Genomic DNA, 20,876 nt, shown 5'->3' with positions numbered 1-20,876 from the left:
TATTTGAGTCACCCTTTTTTTTGAAATATCTGTTTAATGGATAAAAGTCCGTAAGAACAGATGAAAAAGAAATACGATGAAATATACCGGAGCCTCTTGGAATTTTGGGGTGGGAAATTTTCTTCAAGGCAAGAAGAAGATATTGCTGCATGGTTGAAAGAGGAGCCTGCCAACGAGAAGCGTTTGATACAATTATTCCGGTTACTTTATCGCGTGAGTTACGCGGAAAAATATAATCGTATAAATTTAACCCGGGCAGAAGAAAAAATATTATCTCGTTTGCCCATGCGGGAAAAACGAGGAAGGAGAATATCTCAAAGATTGTATCTCTGGAGTGGAGCGGTTGCTGCCTGCTTGTTATTGTTTTCAACCATGTTTTGGTTCCCGGAAAAACAAGAGTATATTGAAAAAAACGGGGCATCTCAGATATTGGGCGGGCATTCCGATATAACCTTGCTTTTGGATAACGGGAAGAGGATGGTTATTCACAAGGATTCTTCTTTTGTATTAAAAATGGACAGGGTAAGTGTTGAGCATAGCGTGGGAGCGGGATTGTGCTATATGGCGAAAGAGGATTCTTTGTCGGGGAGAGTTTTCGGGGAAGCAGTTGAGTATAATACGTTGATCGTTCCCCGGGGAGGTGAATATATTTTGACTTTGTCGGACGGAACTAAAGTTTGGCTGAATTCGGAAACCGAGTTAAAATATCCGGTGCGTTTCACGGGGGCAACCCGGGAGGTGGAGATCGTGGGAGAGGGATATTTCGAAGTGGCGAAGAATGAGGCTTGTCCGTTTATTGTTCATGCAAAAGATTTAGATATGAAGGTTCTTGGGACATCATTTAACGTAATGGCTTATCGGGACGAAAATGTTTCAGTCGTAACCTTGGAAACCGGGAAGGTGCAAGTAAATGCGGCGACGGGACGGGAAATGTTGAGTCCCGGTTGGCAGGCGGTTTGGGATATAGAAGGGAAATCGTTGATGAAACAACAAGTGCCCGTGAATTTGATCGTTTCCTGGAAATCCGGGATGTTTGATTTCGTGAATATGCCATTGGAACAGTTGGTAAAACAGCTAACGCGTTGGTATGACGTGGAGTTTTCTTTCACGGATGAAGCTATTCGTGCAATTCGTTTTACCGGGGCTGTCGAACGTGCCCAATCTTTAAAATTCATGCTGGATTTTATAGAGATGACGTCGAATGTGAAATGTAGGATGGAAAACAAAATGGTTTATCTAGATAAAAAGTTGAGTTTGTAGTGTAGTGAAAACAATCTAGTCTATTTGTAATAGCTAGAGTTTTTTGAAAGTGTTAATTGAAAATTAAAATTTATGGAAAAACAATGTTGGAGAACTTTCGTTTTTGTAAAAAAACGAACGGGTAGAACTTTTTTGACCATAATGATGATTACGGTCATGCAGTTGCTTTTTGTACTGGGTGGTTATTCTTCGGGATTAAGCCAAAACAAAATGCAGATGAATTTCAAAAAAATCACGTATGATAAATTATTTCAGGAGATCCGTTCCCAAATTGGTTTTGTGGCTATGTATAATAATGGCGTTGTAGATTTGCAAACAGAGGTTCGAGCTGATTTCGGGGAGATTGATTTAAAAGATCTTTTAGACAAAACGTTGAAAGTAAACGGTCTGTCGTATAGGATTGAGGGAAAGTTTATTATTGTATTGAAAGAAGAGCAGAAAAAAGACAAGAAGGTGCTTGCGTATGTTAAAGGAGTGGTGAAGGACAAGGAGAATCAACCCTTGTCGGGAGTGGCTATTCGTTTGAAAGGGACTACTGTCGGGACTACTACAAATGTTAATGGATCCTATGAAATAGGAATTCCTAAAGATAGTTCTGTATTGATTTTTTCTTTCCTTGGAATGAAAACCGTGGAGGTGAAATACGTGGGGCGGGATACGATAGATGTGGTGATGAGTGAGGATGTGCAACAAGTGGAAGAGGTTGTGGTTACAGGTTATCAGGCGGTGAAGAAACGGGGGATGACGGGTTCGACCAGTAGTATAAAGGGGAGTGACCTGGTGGTAAACGGGACACAAACGTTAGAACAAGCATTACAAGGTAAATTGCCGGGGATGATGGTGATTAACCAAAGCGGTTTGACGGGTACCCGCCAAAAGGTGAGAGTGCGTGGAACTTCGACTTTGTTAGGAAACCCGGAACCGGTATGGGTTGTGGACGGGATTATTCAGGAAGACCCGTTACCTTTTAATGCGGCACAATTAACGGATATCGGTGACGATAATATGGATATGATTAAGAATTTCGTGGGAGGGGCTATTGCTTGGTTGAATCCTAGCGATATTGATAATATCGTCGTTTTGAAAGATGCTTCGTCAACCGCAATCTATGGGGTGAAGGCTGCTAACGGGGTGATTGTAATCACGACGAAAAAAGGAGAACGGGGTAGAATGTCCGTGAATTATAGCGGAAATTTCTCGATGAGCGCGAAAATGAGCTACAAGAACATGGAATTGATGAATTCACAGCAACGTGTTGGTGTTTCCCGGGAGGCGTATGAACGGGGATGTATCGTGGAGCTGGAGGATCCGATTGGGTATATGGCTTTGGCATTGGCTTATAAAAGACGAGAGATTAGTTATGACGAATTTAACACGCAAGCCAAGAAACTTGAAGCAATGAACACGGATTGGTTTGATATTTTGTTCAGGACTCCGTTTAGCCATAGCCACAATATTAGTATCTCGGGAGGAAATGAAAAATCTACTTACCGGGCATCCTTGGGTATTAATCGAAGTGAAAATACGGCTAAGGGGAATGGACTGGAACAGTACAATGGAAGTTTTAATGTTACTTCAACTTTATGGAATCGTGTGACATTGAATGCCGGGTTAGCTGGTAGTGTGGTGAAAACAACCGGTTTTGCGAGTGTTGATCCTTATACGTACGCGAGTACCACCAATCGGGCTATTCCTTGTTATAACGAGGATGGAAGTCTGTATTTTTACCCGAAAGGGGAAAATAATTACTTGTATAATATTGTCCATGAACTGAATAATAGCGGCAATGAAAATACAACAAGTAGTGTGAATAGTAATCTAAGTGTACGTTGGAATATTGTTGGCGGGTTGACACTGTCTTCTACCTTGGGATATAATCATTCTTCTTCTCTAGGTGAATCATGGTACACGGAAGAATCTAATTATATTACTGCAATAAGAGAGTATGAATTTGGAGCTTACGGTTCCGAGGATATTCAGTACAAAAATTCGCCTTTACCTGTGGGAGGATTATTAAATGTCGTTGAGAGTAGGAATGACAATTATACTTGGCGTAATCAATTGGAATATATTAATAATTTCGGGAAGCATGCTGTTAGTGTTATGCTGGGACAAGAATCCCGAAGTAACAAGTATGACGGTTATACTCAAAAGAATTACGGTTATATGCCTGACCGGGGCAAGTCGTTTGCCCAGGTGCCGATCACGATAGGCGAGAAGGGGGAAAAGAATAAACTGGTGAGAACGAGTCCCTCGATCACGGACCGGACAGCGAATTACTTGTCTTTTTATGGCAATATGAGTTATATGTTTGACGAGCGTTATGCGGTGAATGCAAGTATTCGTGTGGATGCCTCCAATCGTTTTGGGCAGGATAAAAGTGCCAGATACCAACCCGTTTGGTCCGTGGGTGTGCGTTGGAATGTTTCCCGGGAGCACTGGTTGGAAAATCAGGATATATTGAATGATGTAAGTATTCGGGCATCTTATGGTTTTCAAGGAAATGTTGCGGAGAATGTGGGACCGGAGCTGATTGCGAAATTTGTACCCGTGGATGAATTAAGCGGTAGCGATGATTTGAAGTTAAGTATTAAAAGTTTGCCTGCTCCTCATTTGAAATGGGAAAAGAATAAAAGTTTGAACTTGGGTATTGATTTTAGTTTGTTCAAGAGCAAGATAAACGGAACGTTCGAGTATTACTACAAACGTACGGTAGATATGATCACGGAGCGTAAGGTGCCGTATGCTAACGGGGTATCTTCTATGGTTATTAATGGCGGGAATATGACAAATTCCGGTTGGGATTTAAGTGTTAGCGTGGTGCCTGTACGGACAAAGGATTTTGTTTGGTCGTTGGGGATGAATACTTCCCAAGTGTACAATAAATTGAAGAGTTCTTTGGAGCCTACGGGAGATTGGAAAGAGGCTGTGTCGGGAGAATTGAACAAGGAAGGGTATGCCATGTCTAGTTTTTGGGCATTCCGTTTCTCCGGGTTGAACCCTGAAAACGGGGCTCCTGAATTTGACCTTTCGGGAAGTGATTCGGAGGCAGCTTGGGAAGATGCAACCCGGTATATGGTTTATGCGGGAAAGTTAGATCCAGATTTTACCGCGGGTTTGAATACCTCATTCCGGTATAAAACGTTGACATTGACAGCCAATTTCTATTTGAGCACGGGGAATCAAAAATTTTTGGTTTCTCCTTTCAAAGAAATGAATTCCAGGGGACGGATTCCGAGTGAATATTTAAATATGTCCACGGAAATGGTAAAACGTTGGCGAGAGCCTGGTGATGAGGCTCACACGAACATTCCTTCATTGCCTCACCCGACGACGAATTTGGCATCTTATCCTTTTTATCAGAATTGGAAATCTTTTTATCCTTATGAAGCTTATCCTTATTCTGATGTCAGGGTGGTGGATGCCTGGTACTTGAGATGTAATAATATTACTCTTTCTTACAATATACCCCAGAGATTGATTTCTCGTTACGCACAGGATGTGAGTGTGTCATTTACGGTTAGCAATCCTTTCCAGATTGTAAGTAAAGATTTTCAGGGACGGGATCCGGAAGTAGCAAGTGGTAATCAACCTTTATCAAGGAATTATTCCTTGAGTGTGAACGTGAGTTTTTAACAAGTAAATTAGAGATTGATGAAAAGAATAATAATATTGCTGTTTGCTTTGGGATTGTTTGGATGTAGTGACTTCCTGAAGGAATCGAGTCAGGACGAAATTCGTCCTTCGACGGTAGACGATATGGATCAATTGTTGAACGGAGAGGCTTATACTGAACTTTATACGGATTATCTTTTGGGTATTACAGATATTTTTACCGATGATATCCAGTGTCGGGGGGCTTCTATTTACTACCCGGATGATAAAACGAAACTTGAGAGAGAACGTTGGAAATTTGGTTGGCAAAAAGATATGTTTGATGAAGGTGGTGGCGGAAATATTGTAAGTTATTGGGAATTGCCTTACCGGAAGATTAAAGGATGTAATGTGGTTTTGGATTATTTGGATAAAGTTCGGGGGGATGACACTAGACGGGAGAATCTGCGAGGAGAGGCGCTTACTTTAAGAGGGTTCTATTATTTGATGCTCGTGAATTTTTTCGGGCAACCGTACAATGCCGGAGATCCCGAGAAAAATTTGGGTGTACCTTTAAAATTACACATGGATGTTACGGAAGAATTGTTTCCCCGGGAGAGTGTTGCTACGGTTTATCGCCAGATTGAACAGGATTTGTTGGAAGGGAATCGTTTGTTGGAGGAAAATGATTTTGCCAAGAGCTTGCATAGAATGAATCATATCGCGGCTAAAGCGATCTTGTCCAGAATGTACCTTTACATGGAAGATTGGGATAATGCTTTGAAATATGCTGATGAGGTGTTGAAAGTAAAACCAAATTTACTCACGCTTGCCATGTTTAGGAATCCTGATGATAATACTTCTTCCGAGGGCGTGTATAATAAAAATACGCTTGATGAGGTTATCTGGTATCGGGCGGAAAACGGTTATGCTAATATGCGTGCTTTGGCGGCAAGTCCATACAGTGCTTCTGATGATTTATTGAGGTTGTATGAAGTTTCTCCTGCCGGTAAGGTGTTGGATTTGCGGTATAATACTTATTTTACAAATTACACGGACTACAATTCTTTTGACTTTATTTCGATGTCTTTTAAACGTGTCCCGGATATTGTTTGTAAAGATAGAAATGACGGTTGTCTAGGTATTCGTACCGCAGAAATGTATTTGAATAGGGCTGAAGCTTATATTCATAAATATATTGTTTCGGATAACGAGGAGTTTAGAGAAAAAGCTTTGTCTGATTTGAATTTCCTGAGAGAACATCGTTATGATACTCGGACCACTACTTATATTCCAGTGGATAAGGATGGGGAGGCTTTGTTGAATTTTTATAAAGAAGAGCGCCGTCGGGAATTATGTGGTGAGGGGAATCATCGTTGGTTTGATTTACGTCGGTATGGGATGCCGGAATTAGAGCATATTTATTTCTTAAATCTGGGAGAGGAACAGAAATTTACGTTGCAAGCGAATTCTCCCCGTTATGTTTTGCCGATTCCCCAGCAAGTTTTGGAGTATAATCGGGAATTGGAACAAAATCCTTGATGTTGAATATTAAAATATGAATGTTATGAGATATAGATTGATATTTGTATTATTGAGCGTTGTGCTTTGGCTGGGATGTTATGATGAAGACCCTATTGTACCGACAAGTGAACCGGAATTTAAATATACCCTTCCTCAAGGGGCGCATGATTATGACCAGAATATTGTAGAATGGTTTGATCGATGTGGTTTTTATATATTGTATAAGTTTGAACCGAAAGATGTGTATTTTAACGGGACGGATTGGGATGAAGCTGTTTTGAATTCAAACACGAATACCTATTCGGGAAATATTACAGTGGTCCCGGCAGAAGAAGCGTATGTCGGCAAACAATTAGCTCTTGTCGAAGATTTGTTCTTCCAATTTTATGCGGATACGATGTTACAACGCTGTATGCCTATGAAGTTGTTACTGTGTAGTTCTGTAAAGGTATGGCCTGTTAGTACCGAGCAATTGAATGTTTATTCCGGATTTGATAATCTTGCCGTGAATTGGGGATGCCAGGAGGTTGAGGCATTCTCGAAGGCTGCCAAAACATCATTTAAAAATGATGTAAACACGGCTTTTTTGGAACGTTTGTTAGATCGGAAAATGATAGGGATCTCAGAGGAATTTACGAAAGTATCTACTTATGGGGGATATGTGGATGAATATAGTATGTATGAACAAGGTTTTTTGAAAGAAGGACAGGTAGATGCTGAATATGACTGGAAGGAATATATCGCTGCGGTAGTGCAATATTCGTATGATTATTTGAGGGCGGAGCCAGATGCTTATGAAGATAAACCTACCATGAAAGGAATTCTGCATCCGAATAAAGATGTTCACGGGTTGATTCGTGAAAAGTATGCGATATTGATTGCTTATTTTAAAAATGAGTATAACATAGATTTACAAGCGATTGGTAATAAATGAGGTGCGTTTTTATTTTAGAACGATAAAATATAGATTATTGATTAACATTTAGAAATCTGTTGTATGAAAAAAGGATTAGTATTGTTACTTGTATCACTATTCTTGCTCCCGTGTACGGAACCCTTGTACGCCTGGGGTAAGAAGAAAAAGAAGAAAGCAAAAACTGAACAACAAGACTCTACCGCTAAAAAAGTAGAATCGAAATACGAGAAGTTGTTCAAGGGAAAACAACACGAGGAATTTCGCGGAAACTTTATCACGGTTCATCGGGTTGGCGATAAAATTTATTTCGAGTACCCGTTAAAATACTTGGGACGTGATGTTTTAATTACTTCAACTCCTTCCGCAACGAGTGACCCTTCCATGGTTAACGTGGGCTATAAAGCCTCGGACCCGATGCACGTTCGTTTTAAATTGCAAGATAGCACTATCTTTATGAGCGAGTGCGCAACTTATACCACTTTTGACCAAACAAAAGAAATGCAAGAGGCCGCGGCTTTGAATTTCATGGATATTCCTAAATTGAAGTTCAAACTGGAGGCTTACAATAAAGATAGTACCGCTGTAGTATTCGAAGCGGGAAAGATATTCTCCGACCCTTCTATGAATCCTGTCGGGGGGTATATTATGGGTTCGTTGCCAATCAATGGGAAATTGAAAAATGAACTCTCTTGTACAGGAAAGATTAAATCTTTTGATGATAATATTTCTATCGAATCCCAGGAAGTGTACAGTTGTTCCGCTAGTTTTTTCATTTTCTCTATTGATTTAGGGGATGTTGCCGTTAATACCGTGAAGACCGTGTTGTTGTTGCCGGAAGAAAAAATGAAGCCGAGAATTTCTGATCCCCGTATCGGGATTTTCTTGACCGGGAAACAAAATATCTCTCCCAGGGAAGGATCTAAATATTATTCATTTGCCAATCGCTGGCGTTTGGAACCGAAAGATGTTCAAGCCTGGGAGCGGGGTGAACTTGTTGAACCGGTAAAACCGATCGTGTTCTACCTGGACAATACTTTCCCGGAAAACTGGAAACCTGCTTTGCGGGAGGGAGTTTTAGACTGGAACAAGGCTTTCGAGAAGATTGGTTTCAAGAACACGGTTCAAGTTAAAGATTTCCCGACGGATGACCCGAACTTTGACCCGGATAACTTGAAATATTCTTGCATCCGCTATTGTCCTGCCGGGGTGGCTAATGCCATGGGACCGAGTTGGGTAGACCCGACAACGGGCGAAATCGTGAACGCTTCCGTGATCGTGTATAATGATATCGTGAAGTTGGTATCTCAGTGGCGTTTTGTTCAAACCGCGCAGGTTGACGAATCCATGCGCCAGAAAGAGATGCCACAAGAGGCTTTGCACGAGTCTTTGGTTTACGTGATGGCTCACGAGGTAGGGCACACGCTGGGCTTGATGCACAATATGGCGTCTTCTCATGCTTACCCGGTGGATTCGTTACGTTCCGCTTCTTTCACTCGTGAATACGGGACAACACCTTCTATCATGGACTACGCTCGTTACAATTACGTGGCACAGCCCGGTGATAAAGGATTGAAATTGACCCCTCCCGATCTTGGTGTTTACGATTATTACGCGATCAAGTGGTTGTACTCCCCGATCGCCGGCAATAAAAGCGTGAAAGAGGAATCAAAGATTGTCGAGCAATGGATTGACGAGAAAGTTGGCGACCCGATGTATCGCTATGGTCAACAACAAGTTGCAAGCATGTATGACCCGAGCGCGTTGACCGAAGACTTGGGGGATGATCCTATCAAGGCTAGTAATTACGGTATCAAGAATTTGAAATACATTCTGCCAAACGTGAATAATTGGATTTCAGATGATGATTTCTCTGAATACCGATTGGAATTGTATTCTCAAATATTGAACCAGTACTACCGGTATATTTCAAACGTCCTGTGCCAGGTGGGTGGAGTTTACCTGAATCCTGTAAAAGAAGGGACCTCGATAGAGCGTTACCAGCCGGTATCCCGTGATGTTCAACGGGCTTCCATGCGTTGGACTATCAAGCAATTGAGAGATAGCGACTGGTTGAATGACAAAGCTTTGGATCAAAAAATATTCGCCCCGAAATATTCCACGCTTTTGCAGGGTGTTGTGGCTAAAGCATTATTTACTATTGCGCCGAGGGTTACATTGACGGCTCATTTGTCAAAAAATCCTTACACGGTTAAGGATTACTATGATGATTTGTATGCTGGAATTTGGGAACCGACAATTCAAAATAGAAAACTAACTGATGGCGATAAATTAATGCAAAGACTTTGCGTGGCTCAGGGAGCAGAAATTGTTGGAAAGGCTATTGCTCCCAAGAAGGCAATAAATGATTTCAGTGATATGATTCCAATGATCAGTTTGTCTATTGATGAAGTGATCGAGTTTGGAATGGATAAAACGGGTGACGTGCGTCGTTACCGGGATCAGTTGAAAGCCTTCGAGGCTGAATACGGTCAAGGTTTGATTGCAAACCAAGTTGCAGCGTACAATATTTTGGGTCCCGATCCTTACGGGTGGCAAAAACCGGTAAAAGTTGAGGTCATTGATGAGTCCGTGGGATATAATGTAGATATGTTGAATAAAATTCAAAAATTGATAGAGAGTAGACTTGTTGGTGCGAATGTTGCAGATAGAGCTCATTATCAGTCTATTTTGATTCAAATAAAAGCATTGAAGAAATAAAATATTTTTCTTCTTCTTTACAAGGAGAGTGTGCTGGCAAAGGCATACTCTCCTTTTTTGGCTCACGTGAAAAAACACAGATTTTACAGTTGATCCGTGATTGACATTTTAGAATAGGAAGTAGTCAAATGGATAAAAGAAAACATCCTGTAAATATCTAATTTACAGGATGTTTGTTGTTTTCTTGTCGCTTCATGGCGTTCAAGTGGTGGGCGCTGAGGGATTCGAACCCCCGACCCTCTGGGTGTAAACCAGATGCTCTGAACCAGCTGAGCTAAGCGCCCTTGTTGCTCAATTGCGGATGCAAATGTAGTACATTTTTTGAAGCCTGCAAAGAATTTGAAATATTTTTTTCAAGAAATAGATGAAATGTTACTTGATGTTGCTTATCAAGGAGGTGGGAAGGGGAATAGATAATTCGAAAAATATGGATTAAAATATTAAAAAAATGAATTTATGGATTTGTTTTTTTTTATAGGCTTGATTAATTTTGCGATCAGATTATTTTATAATTCTTAAATAAAAAGAAAGATGAAAAATTTGTTATGGGCAACACTAGCCATAGTAATGTGCTTGTTTGCAGCTTGTAGTGATGATGACGATGACAAAACGCCACAAGGACCGGTAATAACGTATGCAGGGAAATTACCTTCTAAAGTCGGAAATTATATTTTCGAGTACGATGACAACAATCGCTGTGTGAAAGTCAGATACAATTCTGACGAGCTTGGAGAGATTGATTATGACAAGGGGCTTCTAATCTCCGATGGCGAAGAGCAGGCTAAAGTGTCGTTTACCGGTAAGGGGTATATCAAAAGCATTAAATCATCGTGGGATTATAAGGATGAAGAGGGCTGCTATAAAGGAAACGGTGAGATTTCTTTTTCTTATAAAAATGATCAATTAGTGTCTTATTCGGAAGAATACAACGAGAATAGTAAGGAATATGGAGAAAGCTATTCTATTAAAGGAACTTATAAGGTTACTTACACCTGGAAAAATGGAAATTTGCTTCAGGTAGACTCCGAAGGAAGTGAGATAGAGAATGGGGAGAAATCGAAAGAGCGTTCCACTTATACGATCGAATACGGGGAGCAAAAAAATGAATTAGGGCAATTCACTATGACTCAATCTGAAGTTCTCGATATGGAGGATGCAGATATTTTTGGGTTAGTGGGGATGTTAGGAAAAGCTTCGGCTTATTTCCCTATTTCATACACGGAGGAATGGTACGAGGAATCTTTTGACGAGAGTGATCGAGATGGTAAGAGTACCGTGAATACGACCTATTCTTTTAATCAAGACGGTACTATCAGAACTGAAAGAATGAATAGCTATTCATCATACACTTATTCTTATATCACGGTTGACGGAGAAGAGTTATCGGGACGTTCTAGCCAATTGGAGAATGATGGCAAGAAATGGAATTTCCGTTCCTTCTTTATGCGTCACGGGGATAGAAAATAGAGCAGAAGAATCAAAGGATTGATTTCTAGATATTATAGAGAAGAGGTGTGTCAAACACACCTCTTTTTATTTTTTCTTTACCTTGTCGATAAATATCGTATCGAAGAGTTCGCCGCGGGTGAGTTTGCCGTTCTGAAGGCAAATGGCTTCGATGCGTCCTTTGGCACATAATGTTTGTTCCGGGAGTTTGTAAATATCTTCAAAGAATACCAGTTTTACGCCTTCCCGTTCGTAGGCAACTTTCACGATGAATCGGTCGCTACCCCGGAGCGGGTGTTTGTAGGAGATGTCTACGCGGGCGACCATGACGTCGATACCTTGGTCGTGTAAAGCGGAAAAACTAGTTCCGGTGGTTTCCAAAAACTCGTGGCGTGCGTGCTCCATGTAATGTTGGTAGTTGGAATTGTTGACCACGCCTTGCAGGTCGCACTCGTAGTCGCGTACTTTCATTTCTATTTCAAATACAAATTCTTTTGTGCTCATAGTCCTAGTGATTCGTTGATAAGAATGATTTTTACCCGTTTTTGCGGGAATGATTTTTCAGTGATCGTCCACGTGTTGCACAACCGGTCGGCACTTTGGCAGTTCATGCATGTCTTGGTCTTCTGGCATGGGGTATGCAGATTGGTGTGGCGGATGGCGTTTAATGGTGCTGCCACGGTGCGGATGCGTTCCATTGCTTGTTCGATGTTTTCGACGATCTTGTTGGTGCCGATAAAAAGAGCCACGTGCTCGGGACCGAAAGAGAGCCCGGCTACTCGGTTGCCTACCATGTCGATGTTTACCAGTTGTCCTTGTTGTGTGAGGGCATTCGTCCCCGTCAGGAAAAGATCGGTTTGAAGAGCTTGACGGCGCCAGTAAGTCTTTTGTGTCCGGCTGTATCCTTCCTGGAATGTACGAATGAGGATACATTCGGGGTTATTGGCTATTTCATCCAGCACACCCGTGGATTTCATGGTCATGGAATCGCCCCACGACACGGTGGCGGGTTTTATTTTCTCGAAAATCTCTTTAAAAAAGATTTCTTTTGCTTCTTCCCGGTTTTCGGCAAGATAAACCTCGAAATGATTCCTTTCTAGGGCTTTTAGCGTGCGGGTAATGATTTCTTTTTCCATAGAATCTTTTTTATTGTTTTAGCCCGTTGAGCTTTCGTCTCAAGGCGTTACAGGATGTTCTGCAACTTTTTATACGTCGGGCACGTTATTGTGTTTGAGATAACAAAGATAGTGAATCGCTGATTTTTTTGTATTTTTGCGAGAGATATTCTGGTCTTGAATGGATTATTAATTTTTTAAAACCTTGATGATGAGGAAAGTATTTTTACTTTTGATTTTGATGGCTTGTTACGTGGGAGTCTTTGCACAATTAACGTTGAAGTCTGAAAAAGGAAATTTTGAGGCACGATTGATCGGTCGGGCGTTGTTTGATGGGGGAGTATTTTTTAGTGATAAGACTTCGTTGGGCAATGCCATGGAGGTGTATGATTTGAGGTTGGGAACGGCAGTACGTTTTCTTGATCGTTGGACAGGGAAGATTGAAGTGGGATTTGCCAAAAGCAAAGTATCTATGAAGGATATTTTTATAGAGTATCGTGACGGTAAGAATCTGTTTCGGGTCGGGCATTTTTTTGAACCTTACTCCTTGGAGTATCGGATCGGGAGTTCGGATATGAAATTCAACGGGGCTGCAGTGACGGGTATTGCTTTCGGTGATCGTCGTAAATTGGGCGTGAGTTACACGTATAATGTCGATCTTTTGAATGTTTCAGCCGGGGTGTTCAGTGACAAGGATGTAGATAACACGGAGAAAGGTGATGAAGGGTATGCTTTGTCGGGGCGGGTGTTGTATCGCCCGTACGTGAATGACAAGGACGTGATTCATGTCGGGGTTTCTTCGCGTTTTAGTGCGTTGGGGGAAGCGGAGAAGAATAAAGTGGTGTATTCTGCCGGTGCCCCGTCTAATTTGATCCCCGAGAAATTTTTGCAAGCAGACGTGACGGATGCTATCAATGAATGGCGATTCGGGACGGAGTTTGTCATGGTGCTTGACAAATGGTACGTACAGAGTGAGTATTTGTTGGCTCACGTGAACCGTCGTGCGGTAGTGGAGAATTATAATGGCGACGGGTGGTATGCGCAAGTCGGGTACGCTTTACTGAATGGCCGTTATGCTTATAATAAGGAGAGTGGTATGGCGGTAGCTCCGGGTGAAAAATGTTTGGAGATTTTGTGCCGTTATAATATCACGAACATGAATGATAAAGATGCCGGAATCATGGGGGGCAAGGAGAATGACTTGTCTATCGGTGGTATTTATTATTTTAATAAATATGTCTCGGCAAAGATGAGTTATAGCCTGGTGAGTTTGGATAAGCATGCGAGGGAGGGAGGAAAACAGACATTCAGCATGATCCAGGGAAGAATCCAGCTGAGCTTTTAAACAATTGAAAATTAATAATCACTGAATCTAAAATTAGTCGATGCGTGTCTGTATAGCGGAGAAACCGAGTGTGGCAAAAGAGATTGCGGAGGTATTGGGTGCCAAAGTGCGTCGGAATGGTTATTTCGAGGGGAATGACTATTGCGTGACGTGGACGTTCGGTCATCTTTGTTCGTTGCAGGAACCGCACGAGTACACGGAAAAGTGGAAACCGTGGAATTTGGCGATGCTGCCGATGATTCCTTCCACGTTCCGGATTAAATTGATTGATGACGAGGGTATCAAGCGACAATTCGGGATTATCGAGGAATTGTTCAACCGGGCGGAGATGGTGATTAACTGTGGTGATGCCGGGCAGGAGGGTGAATTGATCCAGCGTTGGGTGATGACGAAGGCGAAATGTAAGGTGCCGGTGATGCGGTTGTGGATTTCGTCGTTGACGGAGGAGGCGATCAAGGAGGGGTTCGACAAGTTGATGAGTGCGAAGGATTTTGACACGTTGTATGCGGCGGGTTCGGCAAGGGCTATCGGCGATTGGTTGCTGGGGATGAATGCCACCAGGGCTTACACGTTGCGCTACGGGAACGGGAAGAACGTGCTGTCGATTGGTCGGGTGCAGACGCCCACGTTGGCGTTGATCGTGGAACGGCAGAAGGCGATCGAGCAGTTTAAACCCGAAACTTATTGGGAGGTACGGACGGATTACCGGGGTGGCTGGTTTTCTTACACGAAAGGGCGTTTCACGGTAAAGGAGGAAGCGGAGGCTTTCATGCAAGAGATTATGCCGCTGGAGTTGGAGATCAAGAGTTCGGAGCGCAAAAAGGCGATGGAACATCCGCCGAAGTTGTTCGACTTGACGTTGTTGCAGGTGGAATGCAACCGGAAGTTCGCTTTCTCTGCGGACACGACGTTGAAGGTCATCCAGTCGCTTTATGAGAAAAAGTTGACGACTTACCCCCGTGTGGATACGAATTTTCTACCAAATGATATATACCCGAAAGCCCCGGGAATTTTGAAGGGCTTGAAGCCTTATGCGACGTTGGTCGATCCCGTCCTGAACGGGGGCAAGTTGCGGAAGTCAACCAAGGTGTTTAATGACAAGAAGATTACGGATCACCACGCTATTATTCCGACGGGAGTGTTCAGTTATGACATGACGCCTGACGAGAAGCGGGTGTACGATCTGGTGGCACGACGTTTTATCGCGGTATTTTACCCGGATTGCGAGATTGCTAACACGACAGTCATGGCACAAGTGGGGGTACATGAGTTTAAGGCTACCGGGAAGCAAATTATTGATCCCGCTTGGCGGGTGGTATTCCCTGCGGTATCCAACAAGCAGGGTGATGAGAACGTGTTGCCCGTGTACGAGGCGGGTGAGCGGGGACCGCACTCTCCCGAATTGCAGGAAAAGGAAACACAACCCCCGAAGTATTACACGGAGGCTGATTTGCTGCGGGCTATGGAAACGGCAGGGAAGCAGGTGGAAGATGAGGAATTGCGTGACCTGATGAAGGAGAATGGCATTGGCAGACCGTCCACGAGGGCTGGAATTATCGAAACTTTGTTGAAGCGGGGGTATATCCGTAAGGATAAGAAACGCTTGCTGGCGACTTCCACGGGGGTGGAGTTGATAGACACGATACAGAACGACCTGTTGAAGTCTGCTGAGTTGACGGGGCTGTGGGAGAAGAAGTTGCGAATGATTGAAGACGGAACCTATCAAGTAGCTGATTTCATGGAGGAGTTGAAGGTGATGGTCAATGAATTGGTGCACGTGGTGAAGTGTTCGCCGCGGAGAGCTATCACGGTTGAAGTCGCAGAGGAAGAAAAAAAGGACGAGCCGAAGAAAGAAAAAACACCCCGCAAGGAGAAAGCGCCCGCGGAACCTGTCGTGTTGAAATGCCCGAAGTGTGGAAATGGCGAGATCATCAAGGGGCGGGCTGCCTGGGGGTGTAGCCTGTATCGGAAGTCGTGCGATTTTTTAATTCCGATGGAATTTTTTGGGAAAAAATTAACACAGAAGCAGGTAGAAGCGTTGGTGTTGAAGTCCAAAACGGGGGTGTTGACCGGCTTTAAAAACGAGGACGGGAGCACGTTTAGCGGGATATTGCGCCTGGATGACAGTTTTAAGGTTGTCGTGGGTAAAAAATGAGGGTGTATTAAATCTATCTTAAATCACTTTTTCGAGGCGGTGTAATTGGTTTTATTCTTTAGATTTGTGAACGATAACACAAATTGAAGTAAAAGACAATGAGATTAAAGTACTATTTATCCTGTATCTTACTTTTGCTGGTATTCGCGGGAGTGAACGCCCAAGAGAAAAAGGAAGAATTGAAAGCCGGGGATCAATCTCCTGTTTTTAAGTATGTAGACATTAATGGTAAAGAGGTTTCTTTAAGTGATCTGAAAGGGAAGTACGTGTATATTGACGTGTGGGCAACGTGGTGTCCTCCTTGCAGGGGCGAGTTGCCTCATTTGAAAGAATTGGAAAAGAAAATGCACGGCAAGAATATCGTGTTCGTGAGTATTTCTTGCGATAAGGATAAGGCTGCTTGGGAGAAAATGGTAAAAGAACAAGGATTGGGTGGAATCCAATTACATAATGGGGGTGACCGGGAGTTCATGAAGGCTTATAATATCACGGGTATTCCTCGTTTTATACTCTTGGATAAAGAGGGAAAGATCGTAAATCCGAAAATGACCCGCCCCTCGAATCCGGAAACAGAAAAAACATTGAATGCACTGAAAGGAATTTAAGGATGTAGAGATTGATTGAATTTGTAAATTACTGTCGCTTGGCGACATTTTTAGATGAGCGGACCTTAGGGATGTGGTCCGCTTTTCTTATTCCACGTCATGACCGAATGGAGTCAAGGCTAGTCCGGCAAGTTTGAAATGCTGCATGCCGAAAGGGAGGCCGATGACGGTGATACAAAAGAGTACCCCGAAGAGAATGTGCGACAGGAATATCCATACGCCCCCGATGAAGAACCAAATGATATTCATTATGACCGAGAGGCAACCGCTGCTCTTGGGAATATCGACGACTTTACTACCGAAAGGCCATAGGGCAAGTACACCGAGTTTTAAGGTTTGTAAGCCGAATGGTATGCCGATGATGGTGATAAATAGTCCCACGCTGGAAACGAAGTATTCTATGGCGATGAATAATCCGCCGAAGACAACCCAGATAATATTTCCTAAGATTTTCATGTTTTATGGTATTATGGTTTAAACTACCTCTCCAAAGATACGATAAAGAGAACAAAAAGGGAAATAATATCGTAAGATAAATAGTGTTTATGAAGTTGATGCTGTTTCCGGCAAAAATGGCTTTGTAAATTTGATGGGTTTTATGAATTTTATAAACTGATTTATGATCGAGCATTTGACCAAGGATAGCTTTAAACAGAAGGTGTTTGATTACCAAGATGACAGACGGTATAAGTTTGAGGGGAAACGTCCGGCATTGATAGATTTTTACACGAATTGGAGTGGTATATGTAAGACTATAGCCCCGATACTGGAAGAGTTGCAACGAGAGTACAAGGGAAAAATTGATATTTATAGGGTGGATAGCGATACTGAGCGGGAACTGGTGCAGGCTTTCAGGGTGCGGAGTATCCCCACACTGTTGTTTGTTCCGGTTATGGGGCAGCCGCAAGTAGGGAGAGGTGCGCTGTCGAAATGGGAATTGAAGAGATACGTGAGAGAGGTGTTTAACGTGTGAGGGGTTGCCTGCGGGACATTTTTTCATTTTCACATTTTTTCATTTTACCATTAATATTACTACCTTTGCCGCTTGTTTTTTAACAAGGTAGTATTATGGAAAAGGTGTTCAGTCCGAAGTTGTTCGGGTTAATTAAAGACGGCTCCGTGAAGAAGAATCTGTCTAAAGACATTCTGGCTGGAGTTGTGGTGGGAATTGTTGCAATTCCGTTGGCAATTGCATTTGCCGTGGCTTCGGGGGTATCTCCGGAGAAAGGTATTATTACGGCTATTGTTGCCGGGTTTTTAATTTCATTTTTAGGTGGAAGCCGGGTGCAGATCGGTGGTCCTACCGGGGCTTTTATCGTGATCGTTTACGGCATTATCCAGGAGTACGGGATAGACGGGATGATTATTGCGACGATATTGGCGGGGGTAATCATGATCGGGTTCGGTCTGTTGCGGTTGGGTACTTTGTTGAAGTTTATCCCTCACCCGTTGATTGTCGGGTTTACTTCCGGGATTGCGTTGGTGATCTTCTCGACGCAAATATCCAATGCTTTAGGCTTGACGATTGCGGACGTGCCCAGTAGTTTTATCGGGAAATGGGGGGCTTATTTTAGTAACCTCGATACTGTGAACTGGTATGCGGTGGGAATCACGATCGTGACGATATTAATCACGGTGTATATGCCAAAGATCACGTCACGGGTGCCGGGTTCTTTCGTGGCGATCTTGCTGATTACGCCTGTTGCGATGTTTCTTTTGCCGGAAAACTCGGTGACGACTATCGGGTCGCTATTCGGGGAAATCAAATGTAATTTCGAGCCTGTTATTCCAACGATAGAGTGGGAAAATTTGTCCTATTATTTGCAACCAGCATTGACAATCGCTATACTGGGGTCTATCGAGTCATTGTTGTCTGCGGTGGTGGCAGACGGTATGATTAGCGGGCATCACCGTTCTAACACGGAATTGATCGCGCAGGGTATCGCTAATATCGCTTCTCCCTTGTTCGGGGGAATCCCTGCCACGGGAGCTATTGCCCGCACGGCTACTAACGTGAAAAACGGGGGACGTACTCCGGTAGCGGGAATTACTCACGCGGTGGTGCTCCTGTTGATTATGTTATTTTTCGGGAAATGGGCTTCCTTGATCCCGATGTCCTGTCTGGCAGGTATTCTGATCGTGGTTTCCTATAACATGAGTGAGTGGCGTTCGTTCCGTTCCATATTGCGGGCTTCGGTGTTCGACGTGGTGATTTTGTTGGTGACTTTCTTCCTGACGGTGTTGGTCGATCTGACGGTAGCTATCGAGATCGGGGTGGTGTTGGCAGCCCTTTTGTTCATGAAACGTATGGCAGACAATGCGCCGAAAGAGATTATCGGGGCGACGAATCTGGATCAGGATATTTCGGAGAATTATAAGGATTTACCGAAAGGTTTGGGTATATACGAGATTAGCGGGCCGTTTTTCTTCGGTTCGGCTAAGACTTATTGCGAAACGATTCGTAACTTGGGCGTGAATTATAACGTGTTGATTATCCGGATGCGGCACGTGCCGTTCGTGGATTCTACCGGTTTGAAGAATTTGCAAGAGACGATTCTTCAGTTGACGAAAGTGAATACGCAGATCGTGTTGTCGGGAGTGAGTGAACCCGTGAAGAAGGATTTGTTGAAGGGGGGAATCGGCGAACTTGTCGGGGTGGATAATATTTACCCGAAATTTGATATTGCTTTGCGTGCGGCAAAAGAGATGGTAGAGAAATAATTTAAAAGATATTGTATGAGCGGATTTTTTGGTTGTGTATCTCGTAAGGATTGTGTGGCAGACGTGTTTTACGGCACGGACTACCATTCCCATTTGGGCACGAAACGGGGAGGTATGGCTTTTTACAACGGAGAGGAATTCAATCGTTCTATTCATAGTCTGGAGAATGCCTATTTCCGTAATAAATTTGAGCCGGATTTGGACCGGTTTATTGGGTCGAATCTGGGTATTGGGATTATTAGTGACATGGAGTCCCAGCCGATCACGGTGACTTCCCACTTGGGGCGTTTTGCCGTGGTGGTGGTGGGGCGTATCGACAATCTGAACGAGATCGTGGAGCGTTTCTTGAAGGAACGGAAGCATTTTGCCGAGTTGTCGGGGTCTGCGATCAATCCGACAGAGGTGGTTGCCATGTTGATAAATTCCGGGGAAACTTTCAAGGAGGGGATCGAGAACGTGTACAACTCGGTGAAGGGATCGTGTTCCTTCCTGATTCTTACCGAAACGGGTATTTATGCCGCCCGGGATAAGTACGGGAGAACCCCGATTATTTTGGGTAAGAACGAGTTCGGGTACGTGGTGGCAAGCGAGAGTTCTTCGTTCACGAATTTAGGGTACACGATCGTGCGGAATATTAAACCCCGGGAAGCGATACAGATTACCCGTGACGGAATCACGCAGATTACTACCCCGGGATGCAAGAAACAGATTTGTTCGTTCTTGTGGGTGTACTATGGTTATCCCTCCTCTTATTACGAGGGGATAAACGTGGAGGATGCCCGCTATCGTTGCGGTGCGGCTATCGCTGCTGACGATGACGTGGACGTCGATTACGCTGCCGGGATCCCGGATTCGGGCGTGGGGCACGCTATCGGTTACGCCAATGCCCGGCATATCCCTTACAAGAGACCTTTCGTGAAATACACGCCCACGTGGCCCCGTAGTTTTATGCCGCAGAACCAGTCGATGCGTGACCTGGTGGCAAAGATGAAGTTGTTGCCGAACGAGGCTTTCACGCGGGACGCTAAGATTTTGTTCCTGGATGATTCTATCGTGCGGGGTACGCAGTTGAAGGATAACGTGGTGAAATTGCGGGAGTGCGGGGTGAAAGAGGTGCATATGCGTATCGCTTGCCCGCCGCTGGTCTATCCTTGCGTGTTCTTGAATTTTTCGTCTTCCCGTTCAAATTTCGATTTGTTTACCCGCCGGGTAATTCGGGACTTGGAAGGTACGTCCGATTTGACGGAAGAGATTTTAAAGCCTTATACCGATCCGGACTCGGAGAAGTATAAGAAGATGTTGGAAGTCATGGCTGCCCATCTGCAATTGGACTCATTGAAGTTCCAGCGATTGGAAGACATCGTGAAAGCGATCGGTTTGCCGAAAGAGGAGCTTTGCACTCATTGTTGGGATAATTCGTCTTACATGTAGAAGGGAGCGCAAGGTATAAAAAAGAGGTGTGGTCAACACACCTCTT

The 20,876-nt window shown here is 43.6% G+C and carries 15 protein-coding genes and 1 tRNA gene; 12 read left to right on the top strand and 4 right to left on the bottom strand.

From position 1 onward, the window contains the following. Nucleotides 1-60: 60 nt before the first annotated feature. From BN8899_RS05550 to BN8899_RS05530, 5 genes are all read left to right on the top strand, one after another. Complete coding sequence (locus BN8899_RS05550) at nucleotides 61-1,260, top strand: FecR family protein (RefSeq protein WP_065218641.1); 1,200 nt, start codon at nucleotides 61-63, stop codon at nucleotides 1,258-1,260. Between the two features lie 72 nt (nucleotides 1,261-1,332). Next, nucleotides 1,333-4,896, top strand: coding sequence for a SusC/RagA family TonB-linked outer membrane protein (locus BN8899_RS05545; protein WP_065218640.1), 3,564 nt, complete (start codon nucleotides 1,333-1,335; stop codon nucleotides 4,894-4,896). Between the two features lie 18 nt (nucleotides 4,897-4,914). Continuing rightward, on the top strand, nucleotides 4,915-6,396 hold the full coding sequence (locus BN8899_RS05540; RefSeq protein ID WP_026207834.1) for a RagB/SusD family nutrient uptake outer membrane protein: 1,482 nt from the start codon (nucleotides 4,915-4,917) through the stop codon (nucleotides 6,394-6,396). Nucleotides 6,397-6,421: 25 nt separating this feature from the next. Beyond that, nucleotides 6,422-7,312, top strand: a complete 891-nt coding sequence (locus tag BN8899_RS05535) for a putative zinc-binding metallopeptidase (RefSeq protein ID WP_065218639.1) — start codon at nucleotides 6,422-6,424, stop codon at nucleotides 7,310-7,312. A gap of 63 nt (nucleotides 7,313-7,375) precedes the next feature. Beyond that, nucleotides 7,376-10,012: a zinc-dependent metalloprotease gene (locus tag BN8899_RS05530; protein WP_065218638.1), complete on the top strand. Its 2,637-nt coding sequence runs from the start codon at nucleotides 7,376-7,378 to the stop codon at nucleotides 10,010-10,012. 206 nt (nucleotides 10,013-10,218) lie between these two features. On the opposite strand, the gene BN8899_RS05525 is transcribed toward BN8899_RS05530, so the two are convergent. After that, nucleotides 10,219-10,296: transfer RNA gene (locus BN8899_RS05525), tRNA-Val, on the bottom strand. 247 nt (nucleotides 10,297-10,543) lie between these two features. Between BN8899_RS05525 and BN8899_RS05520 the strand changes: the two genes are divergently transcribed. Then, entirely contained in the window at nucleotides 10,544-11,479 is a 936-nt protein-coding gene (locus BN8899_RS05520; protein WP_231932274.1) for a DUF4595 domain-containing protein, read from the top strand. A 66-nt stretch (nucleotides 11,480-11,545) separates the two neighbouring features. Here BN8899_RS05520 and BN8899_RS05515 read toward each other — a convergent pair whose 3' ends face one another. Both BN8899_RS05515 and BN8899_RS05510 read right to left on the bottom strand, forming a co-directional pair. After that, nucleotides 11,546-11,962: an acyl-CoA thioesterase gene (locus tag BN8899_RS05515; protein ID WP_018339519.1), complete on the bottom strand. Its 417-nt coding sequence runs from the start codon at nucleotides 11,960-11,962 to the stop codon at nucleotides 11,546-11,548. Continuing rightward, on the bottom strand, nucleotides 11,959-12,594 hold the full coding sequence (locus BN8899_RS05510) for a lactate utilization protein (RefSeq protein ID WP_065218636.1): 636 nt from the start codon (nucleotides 12,592-12,594) through the stop codon (nucleotides 11,959-11,961). The genes BN8899_RS05515 and BN8899_RS05510 overlap by 4 nt, the downstream gene beginning before the upstream one ends. Before the next feature lie 190 nt (nucleotides 12,595-12,784). Between BN8899_RS05510 and BN8899_RS05505 the strand changes: the two genes are divergently transcribed. The 3 genes from BN8899_RS05505 (at nucleotide 12,785) to BN8899_RS05495 (ending at nucleotide 16,678) form a co-directional block, all read left to right on the top strand. Continuing rightward, nucleotides 12,785-13,918, top strand: coding sequence for an OprO/OprP family phosphate-selective porin (locus tag BN8899_RS05505; protein WP_065218635.1), 1,134 nt, complete (start codon nucleotides 12,785-12,787; stop codon nucleotides 13,916-13,918). 40 nt (nucleotides 13,919-13,958) lie between these two features. Then, the gene (locus BN8899_RS05500; protein ID WP_065218634.1) at nucleotides 13,959-16,073 is read left to right on the top strand and encodes a type IA DNA topoisomerase; all 2,115 of its coding nucleotides are present in this window, start codon (nucleotides 13,959-13,961) and stop codon (nucleotides 16,071-16,073) included. A 98-nt stretch (nucleotides 16,074-16,171) separates the two neighbouring features. Beyond that, nucleotides 16,172-16,678, top strand: a complete 507-nt coding sequence (locus BN8899_RS05495) for a TlpA family protein disulfide reductase (RefSeq protein ID WP_018339523.1) — start codon at nucleotides 16,172-16,174, stop codon at nucleotides 16,676-16,678. An 87-nt stretch (nucleotides 16,679-16,765) separates the two neighbouring features. Here BN8899_RS05495 and BN8899_RS05490 read toward each other — a convergent pair whose 3' ends face one another. Further along, on the bottom strand, nucleotides 16,766-17,134 hold the full coding sequence (locus BN8899_RS05490) for a YccF domain-containing protein (RefSeq protein WP_065218633.1): 369 nt from the start codon (nucleotides 17,132-17,134) through the stop codon (nucleotides 16,766-16,768). 163 nt (nucleotides 17,135-17,297) lie between these two features. On the opposite strand from BN8899_RS05490, the gene BN8899_RS05485 reads away from it, so the two are divergent. The 3 genes from BN8899_RS05485 to BN8899_RS05475 all read left to right on the top strand — a co-directional run bounded on the left by BN8899_RS05485 (nucleotide 17,298) and on the right by BN8899_RS05475 (nucleotide 20,830). After that, nucleotides 17,298-17,651, top strand: a complete 354-nt coding sequence (locus tag BN8899_RS05485) for a thioredoxin family protein (RefSeq protein ID WP_018339525.1) — start codon at nucleotides 17,298-17,300, stop codon at nucleotides 17,649-17,651. Between the two features lie 95 nt (nucleotides 17,652-17,746). Continuing rightward, the gene (locus tag BN8899_RS05480) at nucleotides 17,747-19,399 is read left to right on the top strand and encodes a SulP family inorganic anion transporter (RefSeq protein ID WP_065218632.1); all 1,653 of its coding nucleotides are present in this window, start codon (nucleotides 17,747-17,749) and stop codon (nucleotides 19,397-19,399) included. A gap of 15 nt (nucleotides 19,400-19,414) precedes the next feature. Further along, nucleotides 19,415-20,830, top strand: a complete 1,416-nt coding sequence (locus BN8899_RS05475; RefSeq protein WP_065218631.1) for an amidophosphoribosyltransferase — start codon at nucleotides 19,415-19,417, stop codon at nucleotides 20,828-20,830. The last annotated feature ends 46 nt before the right edge of the window (nucleotides 20,831-20,876 follow it).

This window comes from Butyricimonas sp. Marseille-P2440 (genome assembly GCF_900091675.1).
GTDB classification, from domain to species: domain Bacteria; phylum Bacteroidota; class Bacteroidia; order Bacteroidales; family Marinifilaceae; genus Butyricimonas; species Butyricimonas synergistica.
The sequence above is the reverse complement of the archived record's forward strand: the minus strand, read 5'-3'. Positions and strand labels throughout refer to the sequence as shown.

What these genes read in the sequence shown, in the direction of transcription:
- BN8899_RS05550 (WP_065218641.1), top strand. Translation starts at nt 61, where the DNA reads ATGAAAAAGAAATACGATGAAATATACCGGAGCCTCTTGGAATTTTGG.
- BN8899_RS05545 (WP_065218640.1), top strand. Translation starts at nt 1,333, where the DNA reads ATGGAAAAACAATGTTGGAGAACTTTCGTTTTTGTAAAAAAACGAACG.
- BN8899_RS05540 (WP_026207834.1), top strand. Translation starts at nt 4,915, where the DNA reads ATGAAAAGAATAATAATATTGCTGTTTGCTTTGGGATTGTTTGGATGT.
- BN8899_RS05535 (WP_065218639.1), top strand. Translation starts at nt 6,422, where the DNA reads ATGAGATATAGATTGATATTTGTATTATTGAGCGTTGTGCTTTGGCTG.
- BN8899_RS05530 (WP_065218638.1), top strand. Translation starts at nt 7,376, where the DNA reads ATGAAAAAAGGATTAGTATTGTTACTTGTATCACTATTCTTGCTCCCG.
- BN8899_RS05520 (WP_231932274.1), top strand. Translation starts at nt 10,544, where the DNA reads ATGAAAAATTTGTTATGGGCAACACTAGCCATAGTAATGTGCTTGTTT.
- BN8899_RS05515 (WP_018339519.1), bottom strand. Translation starts at nt 11,962, where the DNA reads ATGAGCACAAAAGAATTTGTATTTGAAATAGAAATGAAAGTACGCGAC.
- BN8899_RS05510 (WP_065218636.1), bottom strand. Translation starts at nt 12,594, where the DNA reads ATGGAAAAAGAAATCATTACCCGCACGCTAAAAGCCCTAGAAAGGAAT.
- BN8899_RS05505 (WP_065218635.1), top strand. Translation starts at nt 12,785, where the DNA reads ATGAGGAAAGTATTTTTACTTTTGATTTTGATGGCTTGTTACGTGGGA.
- BN8899_RS05500 (WP_065218634.1), top strand. Translation starts at nt 13,959, where the DNA reads ATGCGTGTCTGTATAGCGGAGAAACCGAGTGTGGCAAAAGAGATTGCG.
- BN8899_RS05495 (WP_018339523.1), top strand. Translation starts at nt 16,172, where the DNA reads ATGAGATTAAAGTACTATTTATCCTGTATCTTACTTTTGCTGGTATTC.
- BN8899_RS05490 (WP_065218633.1), bottom strand. Translation starts at nt 17,134, where the DNA reads ATGAAAATCTTAGGAAATATTATCTGGGTTGTCTTCGGCGGATTATTC.
- BN8899_RS05485 (WP_018339525.1), top strand. Translation starts at nt 17,298, where the DNA reads ATGATCGAGCATTTGACCAAGGATAGCTTTAAACAGAAGGTGTTTGAT.
- BN8899_RS05480 (WP_065218632.1), top strand. Translation starts at nt 17,747, where the DNA reads ATGGAAAAGGTGTTCAGTCCGAAGTTGTTCGGGTTAATTAAAGACGGC.
- BN8899_RS05475 (WP_065218631.1), top strand. Translation starts at nt 19,415, where the DNA reads ATGAGCGGATTTTTTGGTTGTGTATCTCGTAAGGATTGTGTGGCAGAC.